This window comes from Cyclobacterium sp. L-R (assembly GCF_056859355.1).
In genome coordinates this window covers 30,019-45,454 of sequence record NZ_JBSXOH010000092.1, presented here as the reverse complement: position 1 = coordinate 45,454, position 15,436 = coordinate 30,019, and the positions used below count along the sequence as shown (strand labels likewise).

Annotated in this window: 12 protein-coding genes; 6 read left to right on the top strand and 6 right to left on the bottom strand. The window is 37.6% G+C overall.

Annotation, left to right across the window (positions count from 1 at the left end; translation table 11 throughout):
- Nucleotides 1–339 precede the first annotated feature (339 nt).
- Entirely contained in the window at nt 340–2,889 is a 2,550-nt protein-coding gene (locus AC13EX_RS19635; protein ID WP_482893995.1) for an ATP-binding protein, read from the top strand.
- Here AC13EX_RS19635 and AC13EX_RS19630 read toward each other — a convergent pair.
- Together AC13EX_RS19630 and AC13EX_RS19625 are read right to left on the bottom strand one after the other, a co-directional pair.
- Nucleotides 2,886–4,250 (bottom strand): sigma-54-dependent transcriptional regulator, encoded by a 1,365-nt coding sequence (locus tag AC13EX_RS19630; RefSeq protein WP_339717328.1) that lies wholly within the window; start codon nt 4,248–4,250, stop codon nt 2,886–2,888. The genes AC13EX_RS19635 and AC13EX_RS19630 overlap by 4 nt on opposite strands.
- 95 nt (nt 4,251–4,345) lie before the next feature.
- The gene (locus tag AC13EX_RS19625) at nt 4,346–4,720 is read right to left on the bottom strand and encodes a hypothetical protein (protein ID WP_482893994.1); all 375 of its coding nucleotides are present in this window, start codon (nt 4,718–4,720) and stop codon (nt 4,346–4,348) included.
- Nucleotides 4,721–5,000: 280 nt separating this feature from the next.
- Here AC13EX_RS19625 and murI point away from each other — a divergent pair, with 280 nt between their 5' ends.
- From murI to AC13EX_RS19610, 3 genes are all read left to right on the top strand, one after another.
- Nucleotides 5,001–5,816, top strand: a complete 816-nt coding sequence (murI, locus tag AC13EX_RS19620) for a glutamate racemase (protein WP_482893993.1) — start codon at nt 5,001–5,003, stop codon at nt 5,814–5,816.
- 121 nt (nt 5,817–5,937) lie between these two features.
- Nucleotides 5,938–7,824, top strand: coding sequence for an amidophosphoribosyltransferase (locus AC13EX_RS19615; protein WP_048642426.1), 1,887 nt, complete (start codon nt 5,938–5,940; stop codon nt 7,822–7,824).
- Between the two features lie 12 nt (nt 7,825–7,836).
- Nucleotides 7,837–8,889: a M42 family metallopeptidase gene (locus tag AC13EX_RS19610; RefSeq protein WP_482893992.1), complete on the top strand. Its 1,053-nt coding sequence runs from the start codon at nt 7,837–7,839 to the stop codon at nt 8,887–8,889.
- 361 nt (nt 8,890–9,250) lie between these two features.
- Here AC13EX_RS19610 and AC13EX_RS19605 read toward each other — a convergent pair whose 3' ends face one another.
- On the bottom strand, nt 9,251–9,700 hold the full coding sequence (locus AC13EX_RS19605) for a hypothetical protein (RefSeq protein WP_482893991.1): 450 nt from the start codon (nt 9,698–9,700) through the stop codon (nt 9,251–9,253).
- Nucleotides 9,693–10,292 carry an acyl carrier protein phosphodiesterase gene (locus AC13EX_RS19600; RefSeq protein WP_482893990.1) on the bottom strand — a complete coding sequence of 200 codons (600 nt, stop codon included), beginning with the start codon at nt 10,290–10,292 and terminating at the stop codon, nt 9,693–9,695. The genes AC13EX_RS19605 and AC13EX_RS19600 overlap by 8 nt, the downstream gene beginning before the upstream one ends.
- Nucleotides 10,293–10,368: 76 nt before the next feature.
- On the opposite strand from AC13EX_RS19600, the gene AC13EX_RS19595 reads away from it, so the two are divergent.
- Nucleotides 10,369–12,294, top strand: a complete 1,926-nt coding sequence (locus AC13EX_RS19595) for an AAA domain-containing protein (RefSeq protein WP_482893989.1) — start codon at nt 10,369–10,371, stop codon at nt 12,292–12,294.
- 11 nt (nt 12,295–12,305) lie between these two features.
- Here AC13EX_RS19595 and AC13EX_RS19590 read toward each other — a convergent pair whose 3' ends face one another.
- Nucleotides 12,306–12,845 (bottom strand): DUF4924 family protein, encoded by a 540-nt coding sequence (locus AC13EX_RS19590; protein WP_482893988.1) that lies wholly within the window; start codon nt 12,843–12,845, stop codon nt 12,306–12,308.
- Nucleotides 12,846–12,855: 10 nt separating this feature from the next.
- Nucleotides 12,856–13,449, bottom strand: coding sequence for a DUF922 domain-containing protein (locus AC13EX_RS19585; protein WP_482893987.1), 594 nt, complete (start codon nt 13,447–13,449; stop codon nt 12,856–12,858).
- Between the two features lie 147 nt (nt 13,450–13,596).
- On the opposite strand from AC13EX_RS19585, the gene lepA reads away from it, so the two are divergent.
- Entirely contained in the window at nt 13,597–15,390 is a 1,794-nt protein-coding gene (gene lepA, locus AC13EX_RS19580) for a translation elongation factor 4 (protein ID WP_482893986.1), read from the top strand.
- The last annotated feature ends 46 nt before the right edge of the window (nt 15,391–15,436 follow it).

The window sequence follows — 15,436 nt, the reverse complement described above, 5'->3', positions numbered from 1 at the left end:
TTTGGTATCTCTTTTTTTGTTTTTTATACCACTATTTATTGAGATTTTTTAAAAAGGCCTTCATTTTCAAAGGTTTAAAGGCTTAATTTGTATTTGAAGCCAAATAAATCAGTAGTATTCACTAACCTGTTTCAGGAAGTACAGTGATCAGAATAATATAAAGCTGATTGTAGGCTTCTGTCTAGTTCTCAATAGGGAACTTGGTGAAAGTATGTGATGGAATGGCCTTAAAGTGATTCCTTGAGGTATTGGGAATAGTTATTGCCTGCTTTGGTTTAAATATTTTAATCATAACAATTAGTTTGATGCTATGAATTCTTTTAAAAACAAACCCTGATTATGAGATTCAATGCAAGGATAATGGTAATTCTCGGTTTCTTTCTAAGTATTTGCCTGATTGTGGGTGTAGGAGCTGTTACTTACTTTAGTGTTACAAAATTATTGAAATCGGTAGAGTCTTTGTCTGTCCCCAATGAGAAATTAAGAAACCTTAATCAGCTTTTGGCAGATATTTATCAACTTGATAAATCCAGAAGTGTCTTTGTAGAAGAAGACACTGCTCATAACTTTGATTATTATAACCAGATTCAAAATGAAATAAAAAAGCTGGAAGCAATTGTTACCGACTCTTCAGAATTGAAAAAGGTAAGAGGTATCAGCTACAGTGTCAATGAATTAATGGTGGTTTATAAAGGTCTGGAGGATGTGAAGAAGAGTCTCTACAATAGGAATTTCAGCAATGAAGCACTTTATAATATCGAAAGGAAAATAAAGCGAAAAGAAGAGTTAAGCAGATTACAGAATTTAGGAAAAATAAGAATTGGTATAGATCCTTCAGCTCGTAGGGATCAAGGCGCTTCCTCTGAAAAAACACCTGCCGGCAGAAGTAAAGACGTAGTTGCTGCAGGAACCTTGGCTGGAGACGGGAAGGAGGACATGGATAAAATCAGGGGTACTTTAAGACAGAATCTCAACCGTATAAATCCAGTGGATGACGATGTTCCGATAAGCTCAGACTCTATTATTTATACCGTTAGACAGATGGTGTCGGATATCAATAATGAAGAGCAATACCTTCGATCCAGACTCAGTGAACTGGAACAAGAGCTAAATGAAAAAAACAGAACCCTGATAATGAATATTCAGGGAATAGTCACCTCACTCCAAAACGAATCGCTATTAAAATCAAATGCAGAAAACGATTCTGCTTATGAATTAACCTATAAGCTCTCCATATTATTGGGCATTATAATAGCCGTTGGAGTGGTGGGTTCATCAGGTTTTATTTTTAGTATCGTAAGAGAAATAAAGAAATCAGAAGTTTATCAGGAGAAACTTGCCGAAGCTAAAAGGCGTTCTGATAACCTTGCAAAAACGAAACAGGACTTTTTGGCTAGCATGAGCCATGAAATCAGAAATCCACTCCATGTGATTCAAGGGTACAATGAGGCACTGCTCAAGAGCAACTTGAAGGAAGAACAAACGGAGTATGTGAGAATGATCCAATTTGCTTCGGGTACTTTAATAGGAATAGTCAATGACATTCTTGATTTTTCTAAGCTTGAAGCTGGGAAAATTAAACTTGAAAAAAGGATTATAGATCCAGAATCATTTTTTAAAGACATTCATTCTTTTTTCAAACAGAAGGCATTGGACAATGGTCTTTCACTTGAATTTTCAGTCTTGCTTCCTAAAAACAAATTTTTGCTTGGAGATGACCTGAGGATTAATCAGATAATGAATAATTTATTGTCCAATGCAGTAAAGTTTACAGAGGAAGGGAAAGTTTCTGTGAAAGTGTCTGTAGATGAAATGAGCAACCTTTTGGTTGATGTGGAGGATACAGGTATGGGGATGGATGAAAAACTACAATCCAATCTTTTTAAAGAGTTTAACCAAGGCGACGGAACCATATCAAGAAAATATGGAGGTACCGGGCTAGGATTGGCTATTGTGAAAAAGCTTGTAGACCTTCAAGGAGGACAAATAGGTGTGGAGAGCACACCTGGAGTAGGGACAAAAGTATCCCTTTCAATTCCTACCACATTGCTGGATAAAAAGGAAGAAAGCCCTATGCTGACAACCGTGCCTGAAAGAATGGAAGGATTAAAAGTACTTCTTGTGGATGATGATGAAATGGGTTTAAAGTTTGCCACCCTATTGCTCAATTCTTTAGGGGCAGAGGTGATTTCTTATATAGGAGGGGTGGAATTTATGAAGGAATTTGAAGAGGATGATTTTGACCTGATTCTTTTGGATATTCAAATGCCTGAAGTGGATGGATATCAGGTTTTTAATGAAATAAGGAGTAGGAAAAAATACAAAGAAGTACCCATACTGGCCATGACAGCCAATGTTTTTACCCAAGATAGGGAGAGTATGATGAAAGAAGGTTTCGATGGCTTGCTATTAAAACCTTTTAATGAGACCGATCTAGTAAAGAAGATCCTCGAGTTTGTCAAACCCGCTCAAGTAGAAGTATTGGATATTGAGCCGGCTAAGTTAAGCCCTTATGTTGAACCTACTGAAGGAAGTACTGATAGGGGAGATTATGACCTAGAGGACATAAGACGTTTCTGCATGGGAGATGAAACATTGTTTAAAGAGGTGATTGAAGGGTTTTATACCCAAACAGGATTAGATTTAATTAGGATAAACAAAGCCTGTGACAAAAAGGATTACAAAAAAGTTCAAGCCATTGCTCACCAACTATCAAGTCGACTGGGGCAGTTGAAATTTAAATATAGAAACCTTGCAATAGCAATTGAAAATGACTTGAAAAGGGGCAATACCAGTAATGTTCAGGAAAAAGTATGGGAGTTGACAGAAAAAATCAACACTCTTTTGGAGAATCTGGCAACTCAGTTTGGATATGTTATGGCCGATTAGTCCAATCCATACTTTTCAAGTTTGTTGTAAAGAGTTTTTCGGTCCATGTTCAAAACTTTGGCCGTTTTGGACTTATTAAAGCGCATTTCTTCGAGCGTTTTAATTATAAGGGCCTTCTCTTGGTCTTCAAATGAACTTTTCAGGTCCTTAGCTGAATTGATGTCGATGGGCTGAAAGGGCTCAAAATCCAGTAGCTCCGATGGGATTACCTTTGTTTGAATAAGGCCATCACCAGTTAGCAAAACCGCTCTTCTTATGATGTTTCTAAGCTCACGGAGATTTCCCGGCCAATGGTATTCTCTGAATATTTTTTCTACTTCAGAACTAAAGCCCTCGACATTCCTATCTAGGTTTATATTGCTTTTTTCCATGAATAATTTAGAAAAAAACATCAGGTCTTCTAACCTTTCTCTTAAAGGTTGAGCACGAATACTGAATTCATTTAATCTGTGAAAAAGGTCTTCTCTAAATAAACCTTGCTTGGCCAAGTCTTGAAGATCTTCATTGGTAGCAGTGATGATTCGTACATCTACTGAAATGTCCTTATTGGCACCTATTTTTCTGATTTTGCGCTCTTGAATAGCTCTCAGAAGCTTGATTTGAATCTCATAGCTTAAATTTCCTATTTCGTCCAGAAATATTGTTCCGCCATTGGCATTTTCGAAATGACCTGTTTTATGGTCTATGGCACCGGTAAAGGCACCTTTTACATGACCAAAGAGTTCACTGCCAGCAAGGTCTTTGGATAATGCGCCACAATCTACAGCAACAAAGGGCCCATTGGCTCTTTTTGACTTTTGATGAATTCGTTTAGAAATGTATTCTTTACCTGTACCGCTTTCGCCTAGTACTATAATACTTAGGTCAGTAGGGGCCACCAGTCCGATGTGTTCTTCGATTTGCAGGGCTTCTTTACTTTTCCCGATTTGGTAATCCAATTCGGAAAGCTTATCCCCTTTAGGAAGGGATTTACTAGCTTGTTGAGCAGGCCTTGGACTTTTTTCGTTTTTTAAAGCCTGCTGCACAGTAAGTAGAAGTTCGTCAGGGTGGATTGGTTTGGTAATGTATTCAAAAGCCCCCATTTTCATGGATTTTACGGCTGTTCTAATGTCTGAATAATTTGTAATCAAAATTACAGGCAATTCAGGATGATCATACAATACTTTATCCAAAACTTCCATACCTGTCCCATCAGGTAATCTGTAGTCTGTGATGATTAAATCAACTTGATGCTTTTCATAATAACTAAGTCCGTCAGCTACTTTTGCACTACTGATCACCTCGTATCCATTCTTCTCTAAAAACTTACTTATGATTTTAGAGTAGGTAAGGTCATCCTCAATTAAAAGAATTTTCGCCATATAAAATAATACCCATTAAAGTTTAAATATAAAGTAAAAGCACCGATTTCACAATCAGTGCTTTTTAGTAAACGTTGGCTTAGCTGTTATTTTTTTCAAAGTTGGGAGACTATTAGTCCGTTTTTGTCATATAGGACCATTATGTTGAAATAGTCTGTATCCTTAAAACAAACGTCATAGAAGTCGTTATTATTTTTAGATATTTTTTTTACTGTTCTTATTTCCAGATTGTTAATAAGGCTGTCCGTTTGAATAACATGTTGAATACTCTTAGGTAAATCAGCAATAGAAATATTGACGGTGTCCGAAATGGAGCCTCTCGTATCATATACGGATGATTGGAACAGATAGTTGTCTTTATTAACTTCTAACATCTGTTGGCTGGTTCTCTGGGGTTTGACCAGAGGGTTAATCATAATAAGGATAAATAGAATGATTACACCCAGCCCAATAATAATTTGACGTTTCATGATAGAATGGTTATAGGTCAAGAAAAGCATTAATTGTGCCAACCCTGATCAAGGAAGTTAAACTAAAGGGTACCTTCGGAAATATGGGTAAATAGTACCCATTTTGATGAGAAAAATGACTTTTGTAACATCAAAAAACTTTAGTAACTTTGTTATGCTCAGCATATGGAATGCATTCATTATTGCATATTCTGGGTTTTAATTTTAATTATAGTTAATCCTTCGCTTGCATTTCCCTGGGTGCGTGAACCCAGGGATTTATTTTAAATTTTTAGTACATATGGCCATCGACGCACAATCTCCCATTGGGATTTTTGACAGTGGAATAGGAGGGTTAACAGTAGCCAGGGAGGTGAAGAAATTACTACCAAATGAGCAAATTGTTTATTTCGGTGATACCGCTCATTTGCCTTATGGGGATAAAAGTACGGCAGCGATCCAGGCTTATTCGGTAAAAATTGCAGATGTCTTGATCAAAGAAAAATGCAAGCTGATTCTAATCGCTTGTAATTCTGCTTCTGCGGCTGCATTTGATCTAGTGAAAGCCTATGTGGCTTCCAAGGCGCTTGTTGTAAATGTGATTGACCCAGTAGTTAATTTTCTAGGCAAGCACCATAATGGAGAAACGGTGGGATTGATAGGCACTAAGCAGACGGTGACTTCAGGAGTCTATTTGCAAAAAGTCAATAATTTAGGTGTAGGCATACAGATGAAATCCTTAGCCACCCCCTTACTAGCTCCCATGATTGAAGAGGGCTTTCACTTGCAAAATATTAGTAAGGACATTATTGCCTCTTATTTGGGGCAGCCAGAATTAAAAGAAATCCAGACTTTGGTGTTGGGTTGTACCCATTATCCTTTGATAAAAAATCAAATTCTAGAATTTTTTAATGGAAAGATTGAACTTATTGATGCTTCAGAAACGGTGGCCAGATCAGTGGCCGACCTACTAAAGTTTAATGGACTTTTGGCTGAGAAAAAAACCACCGAGAAAGATAAATTTTTAGTCTCTGATTACACGGTTTCTTTTGAAGAAACGACCAAGCTTTTCTTTGGTAAACAGATTAAACTTCAGAAATATCCTTTGTGGGAATAGGTTATTTTCGAAATTTATCTTTTTTAGTGATTTGTTCTTACTTTTAAGTTTGGTTGATTGGGGGAACTAATTCTTAAAAAAAGACGTAACTTTGGGACGTATTTTACTCCTTTAGAATGTTATGAGTGATAAGATCAAACACGAATGTGGGATTGCCATGATTCGGCTTAGAAAACCATTACAATATTATATTGATAAATATAATACGCCGTTTTATGCTGCCAACAGATTATATGTATTGATGCAAAAACAGATCAACCGAGGTCAAGATGGTGCTGGGTTGGCAAATATTAAAATCAATACCCCTCCAGGTACAAGATATATTAGCAGATATAGGTCAGTAGAATCTGAGGCTGTTACTAAGATTTTCCAAAAGATCAATAAAAAATATAAAAAGTCTAAGAAGTTAGGTACTGAAGAGGATTTGATGAATGCTGACTGGATAAAAGAGAACACTGCTTTTTCTGGTGAGGTCTGGCTTGGTCACCTTAGGTATGGCACGCATGGGCAAAACAGCATCGAAACTTGTCATCCATTTTTAAAACAGAACAATTGGCGGAGTAGGAACTTGGTGATGGCTGGCAATTTCAACATGACCAATGTGGAGGAATTGTTTGATATTCTGGTCAATTTAGGTCAACATCCAAAGGAGAAGACGGATACAGTAACCGTAATGGAGAAAATTGGCCACTTTCTCGACGAAGAAAACCAAAGAATTTTCGATAAGTATAAAGAGAATTTTTCAAACGAAGAAGTCACTGAAGTAATAGAGCAAGAGCTTGATGTAGCCAGGATTTTAAGAAGAAGTTGCAGAGATTTTGATGGAGGCTATGCAATGGCCGGATTAATTGGGAATGGGGCAGGCTTTGTTGTGAGAGATCCAATAGGCATACGACCAGCTTACTATTACGCAGATGATGAGATAGTAGTAGTGGCCTCTGAAAAACCACCTATTAAAACAGCATTCGATATTGATTACAAGCAAATAAAAGAGATTCAGCCCGGTAATGCTTTGATTTTTAACAAGGATGGCTCTTATGGGGAATACGAAATCATTCCTCCAAAGGAGAAAAAATCTTGTAGTTTTGAAAGAATTTATTTTTCCAGGGGTACTGACCCTGATATTTACAAGGAGAGAAAAAATCTCGGAAGGGCTTTGGTCCCTCAAATACTGAAGTCCATTGATTTTGACCTTAAGAACACCGTATTTTCTTATATCCCTAATACAGCTGAAACAGCTTATTATGGAATGATTGAGGGGTTGGAAGATTACTTAAGTGCCAAGCGTAAGGAAATTTTAATTGAAGGGAAACCTCATCTTGATGATTTAGAGGAGTTGCTTAATTTTAGGCCTCGAGTAGAGAAATTGGTTTCCAAAGATGTAAAATTAAGGACCTTTATCACCAATGATTCAGACAGAGATGTAATGGTGTCCAATGTTTATGATACCACCTATGAGGTGATTCGTTCAGGAGTAGATACCATAGTGCTTATTGATGACAGTATTGTAAGAGGTACTACCATTGAAAAAAGTGTGCTTACCACCTTAGATAAACTAAAACCTAAGCGTATAATTATTGTTTCTTCTGCTCCTCAGATTCGATTCCCGGATTGTTATGGGATAGATATGTCGCGGATGAAAGACTTTATAGCATTCAGAGCCGCTGTCTCTTTAATTAATGACAATGGAGGAATGGACAATCTTTTAGACAGAGTCTACAAGAAGTGCGTGGAGGAACCCACTGGTAAGGAGAACTTTGTAAAAGAGATTTATGAGCCTTTCACTGATCAGGAGATTTCTGATAAAATTGCTTCCATCGTCACCTCGGAAAGCATAGAGGCTGAAGTACACGTAATCTATCAGACTGTCCAAAATTTACATTTATCCTGCCCTGCACATACCGGAGATTGGTATTTTACGGGAGATTTTCCAACTGATGGAGGAATTCGTGTAGTAAAAAAAGCTTTTGTGAATTATATGGAAGGCAAAGAAACAAGAGCTTATTAACCAGAGAAAAGAATGATTGATGTTGCTTTATTAAAAGAAATTTGTGAATTGCCAGGGGCGCCAGGTTTCGAAAAAAAAATAAGAGATTTTATCGTAGATAAGGCCAAAGGGTTGGTAGATGAAATATCTGTAGACAATATCGGGAATGTAATTGCCATAAAAAGAGGGCTTAGAAATCCGGAAAATAAACGAGTGATGGTTGCCGCTCATATGGATGAAATAGGGTTTATTGTTACCCATATTGATGAAAATGGCTTTTTAAGGTTTCATACTTTAGGAGGATTTGATCCAAAGACCTTAACCGCCCAACGTGTCATTGTTCATGGCAAAAATAAAGATGTCATGGGAGTGATGGGAACCAAACCCATTCATGTGATGACAGCAGATGAAAAAAACAAGCTTCCTAAAATAGCTGATTATTTCATTGACTTGGGCATGGGAAAGGAAGAAGTTGAGAAGTGGATTCAGGTAGGTGATCCAATTACTCGTGAAAGGGAGTTGGTAGAAATGGGAGACTGCGTCAACTGTAAATCAATTGACAATAGAATTGCGGTTTTTATACTTTTAGAAACCTTAAAGGAATTAAAAACTCCTGCCTATGATGTATACGCCACCTTTACAGTGCAAGAAGAAGTAGGGATTAGAGGAGCCCAGGTCTCTGCACACCATATTGATCCTGATTTTGGAATAGCCCTGGATACTACCATTGCTTTTGATTTGCCGGGAGCAGCCGCTCATGAGAAAATCACAGAACTTGGGAAAGGTACTGCTATAAAAATTATGGATGCTTCTGCCATTTGTGATTACCGAATGGTGTCATTTATGAAAGCAACAGCCACTAAAAACAATATAGCATTTCAAACTGAAATATTAACTGCCGGAGGAACGGATACTGCTGGTGTACAAAGGATGGGTAAAAAAGGAGCTATTGCTGGTGCTATTTCCATACCGACCAGACATTTGCATCAAGTAATTGAGATGGCAAATAAAAAAGATGTGCAAGCAAGCATTCAACTTCTTAAAGCAAGTCTGGAAGAGATCGATAGTTTTGATTGGTCACACTGATATTTTTAACCCGGATTATTTAATAGGATTTCTCCGCCCTGACAATGGTCAGGGGTGAAGCCTGTCCCGTGTTTACGGGAAGTGTTGCAATCGCAAGAAAATAAGGCTGTTTGGATATTTTAGCATAGCACCGCTATGGTGAAATTGAAAACAGCAACGAAGTGGCTGATTTTAAAGCGATTTCAGTACGTAATAGTATGTCTATTGCATATTTCGGGTTTGATCCAGAGGTTTTTCAATACCAAAAACACAAGGAAGTAAATTGGGGATATTGAAAGGTTTTTCCGATTCTTCTGAGAAGTGCTTGGAGCTAATTATACCTTATAAGGGTATGTTTAAATGAAAACCTAACCCTTATCATTTAGTTTTTTACTCTTTTTTTACTTGCTTTCTTTCCTAGGTATCTCCTTAAGTCATCATAGCCAAGATGTTCGTGATTGCTAATTGCAAAAGAATATTTGTCCGAAAAAACTAAAATAAGCTGTTTAAAAACTTTCTTATTTGCTAGGACTTCCTCTTCTTGCCAGGCCAAAAGGTCTTCCAGCTTGTATTTCTTTCGTTGACCTTTAAGTGGGAGCCAAATTTCAATTTTTTCATTCCCTGCAGCTAAAAATTTATAGCCAGCCATCATCTTTACCAAGATCAGCAATAACACAACGGTTATTATACTACAGCCGATTAAGTAGAAAAGAAAAGGGAATTCACGACTGTGGTTAAAATCATATAGAAGATAACTTAAGCCCATAAATAATAACAGTACGACTATGCCCAAAGACAGGTAGGTACTTTTTTTAGGTTTACAACTAACCATTTCTCTTGTGTAATTGTTTCAGTTTATTCTTTGAAAATTGAATCAAATCCTCGAAAAAACGTTCAAAATAGGATTCAATTACTGCATGGTTTTCCTGAAGAAATTTTGGTGCTAATTCCATTTTGGAATCAAAGGTAGTGCGGTAAGCCATTCCGGTAAAAGAACGCTGAATGCCCGCCATGGTGCCATAGGCCATAAGCCAGTTTTCTTCCTGCATGTATTTAAATGGCAAAAGAAATTTGCTCGGAAGGATTGCTCGTTCAGATTCCAATAATTTATACACAGACTTTGTATAATCTTCCAATTTTACCGGACTGTATTGCTCCCAGTTTTTAGCTAAGAAGTAATCGAAATACATGTCTGTGATTACAGAAGAATACCTTGCAAATTTTGGTTTTAAAAGTTTTTGTGCTTCTTTAACCAAGGGATGTTTGTCTGTGTAGCTATCGATCTCCCTGTGTAGCATTATTCCGGTGATAATATCTCTTTCAAATTGCACGTTTAAATTGCCTCTAACAAAATCGCCGATAAAATTACCGACTAATACTTTGGGCTGATCAAAAGATAAATAAGCATGTGCTAAGAAATTCATGCGATTAAAGAAGGACTATTTAATTAATTTTAGGAATGATTTCCTTAATCTTGAGTATTCAAACAAGAAATAATAAATGACAAATATAACTGAAGAATTATTATATACTAAGAATCTTTTACAAATGGAATGGGTGGAAGATCTTGCCCAATTCAGAAGTTTGACTTTCAGGAAATCCATAAAGGACAAAATTCTAGCTGGAGTTTGTTGGTATCCAGTGCATTTGAATAAGGTAAAATGGGCATTTTCAGATCAACTGGTCATAGAGATTTCTGTAAATGAAACTACTTCTAATCATGGATTTCATTCAGGTAAATCCATAAGTTTATTTTCTAATGCCCAAGAAAATGACATCCAATCTACTTATTTAAATGGAGTAGTGAATAATGTGAAAGGTAATGTGATGGCCTTAAGCTTGAATACGGAAACCTTGCCTGATTGGGTAAGTGAGGGCAGAATAGGCGTTAATTTGATGTTTGATGACACTTCATACAAAGTAATGATGAACACCATGGACACATTGGTGGCATCAGGAAACAACAGAATTGCTTATCTGAAAGAGGTGCTTTTGGGATATGAAAAACCAAAAATTGAAGAACAAGGAAACCAAAACAATCCACTGTTGAATGAAGGGCAAAACAAAGCTTTGGAACTGATTAATAATGCAAAGGACCTGGCCATTGTTCATGGACCGCCAGGTACTGGCAAAACAACTACGCTTATCCAGGCAATTGTTCTGGCTACACAACAGTTTGATCAGGTTATGGTTTGTGCACCAAGTAATGCTGCGGTTGATTTATTGGTGGAGAGAATGGATGAGGCCGGGGTGGATGTTCTTAGATTAGGACACCCGGCAAGGGTAGACGAAAATATTATTCAGCGAACACTGGATGCACGTGTAATGGCCCACCCCTCTTATAAAGAATACAAAAAATTAAAAAAAGCTGCAGATGAATTCCGTCGCAAGGCCAATAAGTTTAAGCGGAGTTTTGGTCATGCAGAAAGGGAAGATCGTAAAAGAAATTATAATGAAGCAGGTCGTTGTCAGGCTGAAGCTAGGCAGCTTTATGATTACATGACCCAGTCAATCCTTTCTTCTTGTCAGGTAGTGGCATGTACTCTTGTGGGGGCAGCATCTATCCTACTCAAAGGAACGTTTTTTCAGGTTGTTTTCTTAGATGAAGCAGCTCAGGGTATGGAACCTGCTACCTGGATCCCGATTATGAAAGCCCAAAAGGTTGTTTTGGCAGGGGATCACTTTCAACTACCTCCTACCATAAAATCCAGAGAAGCGGCCAAAGGACTGCAGAATACCCTGTTTGAGAAAGTCATTTCCAATCAACCCGAAGCGGCTCAGTTGCTGTCTCTGCAATACAGAATGGCTGAGGCAATTATGGGTTTTTCTAATGCCGCCTTTTATAATAATCAGCTACAAGCAGCGCCTAATACTAAAACTCATTATTTAATAGAGAATGAACCCTCAATGGCATTTATAGACACTGCCGGTAGTGGGTTTATGGAGTTTAAGGATAAGGAGACACTTAGTGTTAGCAATAAGGATGAAGCTAAGATGGCACTCGGACTTTTAAAAGAACTTATTAAAAAAGTAGGCGCAAAAAACAGAGAGGGCCAACCTTGGAACGTAGGACTTATCGCTCCGTATAGTGCACAGGTTAGAATGTTAAAGGAGATGTTAGCCACAGAATCGGAATGGTTGTTTTTAAAACAAATGGAACAAAATTTGACTATTAGCACCGTAGATGGGTTTCAAGGGCAGGAGCGTGATATTATGCTTATTAGCCTCACCAGATCCAACCCACAAGGTGAAATCGGTTTTTTGGCAGATACCCGAAGAATGAACGTTGCCTTAACTAGAGCCAAAAGAAAATTAATTGTACTTGGAGACAGTGCCACCATAGGTAACAATGGTTTTTACCAGTCCTTTCTGGATTTTGTTCAAGAACAGGGGACCTATCACAGTGTTTATGAATTTATGGAATAATTGTTCTCTGCTTACTTATCAGTTGTCAAGAAGTCCTTCATATAAGCAATGTTTATACAAGCTAGGACATCCCCAAAACTAGCAGCTGCATCCATGATTTCCAGCGGTATTTTTCTTCCATTTAATTTATTCAACAAAATACCATATAGCGTATTTATAAAGACTTGAATTTCATGCTCAGGAATATCCTCTTTTGTATCAGCTATTAATTTCAACAAATGGGCTTGGGTTTTGCGATAAATGGCAATGTAATCAGGATCTTCTTTTAGTAGTTGCCAATGAATTTTAGCCAATTGACCTACTATTTCCTGCACATCTTCCAGGTGTCCCTTTTCTTTGATGCCTTGTTCCTCCATTTGATTACCCATGTTTGAAAGCCAGACTTGGGTTTCTTCTTTGACCTTTTTGTCTATGTTTTTATGTCCCAAAACGTAGGCATTTACATCTTCCATTTCAAATTGATAGGCCCTTAAAAGGTCCTCCATTCTATACATGTACAATACATATTCTATTATATTCTCTTTTTTCTTTTTGTCAGCAATTGATTTCATAGTATTGTTTTTATAATTCTTGTTTTAGGGATTTAAGTTCTGATTCAAAAAAACTATCCCATCTTGCCTGCATTTCGGGTTTGTGCGGTTTGGTGGATTGGGCGTCATATTGTGAATCCAGTCGTTTCCAGTCTTTGAAATTTTCTCTGATAATATTGTTTAGTTGACTTCTGTGGTTCTTTTTTTCAAATTTAAATTTGTTTACAGCATTAAGTATTCTATGCCCTATAATTTGAGCGATTAAAAAATGCCCATTCTCATGATGAAGAACCCTTTTTTTTGTTTGCTCATCTCTTGTGTTAAAAAAATCATTTTTAACCTGACTTAGTTCTTTGTGAAGGTTGATCTTTACGGCAATGTCCAAAGTAACATGCTCTTTGTTTTCGTTAATCTTCAAGATATCTATTTCGCAGGTGCTTTGGGTTATGGCATTTATGGTTGACCTATTGCTTATAATGTCAACTTTTTTGAAATCATCCCAGACAAGACGTCGGTTAGGATGGATCAAGACAATGCCCTCAGTCTTAGTTGGGGTGTTTAGGCTTATATCTGTTGCTGCAAACATCATTTTCCAACCAAAAAACAGAAGAAAGTAGAGTTTCATTTGAAGCATTATTTTCAGTTATTTTTGAATTTTAACCTTATCAAAGCGCCAGAAGTAGCTAGTCTGAATAATCCCAGCTGGCAAACTTCTAATTTATATGGGTAAAACATATTAAAACACTAACTATTTACTACTTTTGCACATAGTATGAACATGCAAAACACAAGAAATTTCTGTATAATTGCCCATATTGACCATGGCAAAAGTACACTAGCAGACCGACTTTTACAATTCACAAACACTGTGACGGAGCGGGAAATGCAAGACCAGCTATTGGATAGTATGGATTTAGAACGGGAGCGGGGGATTACGATTAAATCGCATGCCATCCAAATGAAGTTTCCCTATAAAGGAGAAGAGTATACGTTGAACCTTATAGATACCCCAGGTCATGTGGATTTTTCTTATGAGGTTTCTCGGTCTATAGCAGCCTGTGAGGGCGCACTTCTGATCGTTGATGCTTCTCAAGGAATAGAAGCTCAAACTATCTCAAACCTTTATCTGGCCATAGGTCATGATTTGGAAATCATTCCGGTTTTGAATAAAATCGACTTGCCAGGTGCACAACCTGAGGTTGTTGCCGAGGAGGTAATGGAAATGATAGGATGTTCCAGAGAGGATATTGTATTGGCATCAGGTAAAGAAGGTATTGGAATAGAAGACATTCTTAATGCTGTGGTAGAAAGGATTCCTCCTCCTAAAGGAGATGTGGATGCTCCTTTGCAAGCCATGATTTTTGATTCCGTATACAATCCATTCAGGGGTGTTGAAGTGTTGTTTCGAATATTCAATGGCACCATTAATAAAGGCGATAAGATCAAGTTTGTCAATACCGGCAGAGAATATGAAGCCGACGAAATTGGTATTCTGGGTTATCAGCAACAACCCCAAAAGCAATTACAAGCAGGTAATGTAGGGTATTTGATTTCAGGTATAAAAATTGCCAAAGAAGTAAAAGTAGGGGATACCATCACTCATGTGAAAAGACCATGTAGCGCAACCGTTCAGGGTTTTGAAAATGTGAAGCCTATGGTTTTCGCTGGTATTTATCCGGTTGAAACAACCGATTTCGAGGAGCTTAGGGCTTCTATGGAAAAGTTACAACTCAATGATGCCTCTTTAGTGTGGGAACCTGAAACTTCAGCAGCCTTGGGTTTTGGATTTAGGTGTGGCTTTTTGGGAATGCTTCATATGGAGATCATTCAGGAGCGCCTGGAAAGGGAATTTGACATGACGGTTATCACTACCGTTCCTTCCGTACAGTTTAGGGCATTAATGAATGATGACAGTTTCAAGTTGGTGAATGCGCCTTCAGATATGCCTGAACCTAATCTCTTCAAGCATATTGAAGAACCCTTTGTAAAAGCGGCCATTATTACTGCTGCTGATTATGTTGGGCCTGTGATTCAGCTCTGCATGGAGAAAAGAGGGCAAATAAAAAATCAGGTATACCTGACATCAGATAGGGTGGAATTGACCTTTGACATGCCTTTGGTAGAGATAGTGTTTGACTTTTTCGACAAGTTAAAAACGATTTCAAGAGGATATGCCTCCCTGGATTATGAATTGATTGGCTTCAAGCAATCTAACATGGTGCGACTTGATGTCATGCTTAATGGTGAACCCGTGGATGCACTTTCTGCTATTGTCCATAGAGACAAAGCATATGAATGGGGCAAGAGACTTTGTGAAAAATTAAAGGAATTGGTTCCAAGACAAATGTTTGAAATTGCCATACAAGCTGCAATAGGAACCAAGGTGATTGCAAGAGAAACGGTCAAAGCATTGAGGAAAAATGTATTGGCAAAATGTTATGGTGGAGATATTTCTAGAAAAAGGAAGCTCCTTGACAAGCAGAAGAAAGGTAAGAAGCGAATGAGACAGGTGGGTAATGTTGAAGTACCTCAGGAAGCCTTTATGGCTGTGCTTAAGCTGGATTAAATTTCAGCACATTCTTTTTCAGCTAATTGAAAATAAAAATCATTAT

Excerpts from the sequence above, each read along its gene's own strand:
- AC13EX_RS19635 (WP_482893995.1), top strand. The coding sequence starts at position 340 with ATGAGATTCAATGCAAGGATAATGGTAATTCTCGGTTTCTTTCTAAGT.
- AC13EX_RS19630 (WP_339717328.1), bottom strand. The coding sequence starts at position 4,250 with ATGGCGAAAATTCTTTTAATTGAGGATGACCTTACCTACTCTAAAATC.
- AC13EX_RS19625 (WP_482893994.1), bottom strand. The coding sequence starts at position 4,720 with ATGAAACGTCAAATTATTATTGGGCTGGGTGTAATCATTCTATTTATC.
- murI (WP_482893993.1), top strand. The coding sequence starts at position 5,001 with ATGGCCATCGACGCACAATCTCCCATTGGGATTTTTGACAGTGGAATA.
- AC13EX_RS19615 (WP_048642426.1), top strand. The coding sequence starts at position 5,938 with ATGAGTGATAAGATCAAACACGAATGTGGGATTGCCATGATTCGGCTT.
- AC13EX_RS19610 (WP_482893992.1), top strand. The coding sequence starts at position 7,837 with ATGATTGATGTTGCTTTATTAAAAGAAATTTGTGAATTGCCAGGGGCG.
- AC13EX_RS19605 (WP_482893991.1), bottom strand. The coding sequence starts at position 9,700 with ATGGTTAGTTGTAAACCTAAAAAAAGTACCTACCTGTCTTTGGGCATA.
- AC13EX_RS19600 (WP_482893990.1), bottom strand. The coding sequence starts at position 10,292 with ATGAATTTCTTAGCACATGCTTATTTATCTTTTGATCAGCCCAAAGTA.
- AC13EX_RS19595 (WP_482893989.1), top strand. The coding sequence starts at position 10,369 with ATGACAAATATAACTGAAGAATTATTATATACTAAGAATCTTTTACAA.
- AC13EX_RS19590 (WP_482893988.1), bottom strand. The coding sequence starts at position 12,845 with ATGAAATCAATTGCTGACAAAAAGAAAAAAGAGAATATAATAGAATAT.
- AC13EX_RS19585 (WP_482893987.1), bottom strand. The coding sequence starts at position 13,449 with ATGAAACTCTACTTTCTTCTGTTTTTTGGTTGGAAAATGATGTTTGCA.
- lepA (WP_482893986.1), top strand. The coding sequence starts at position 13,597 with ATGAACATGCAAAACACAAGAAATTTCTGTATAATTGCCCATATTGAC.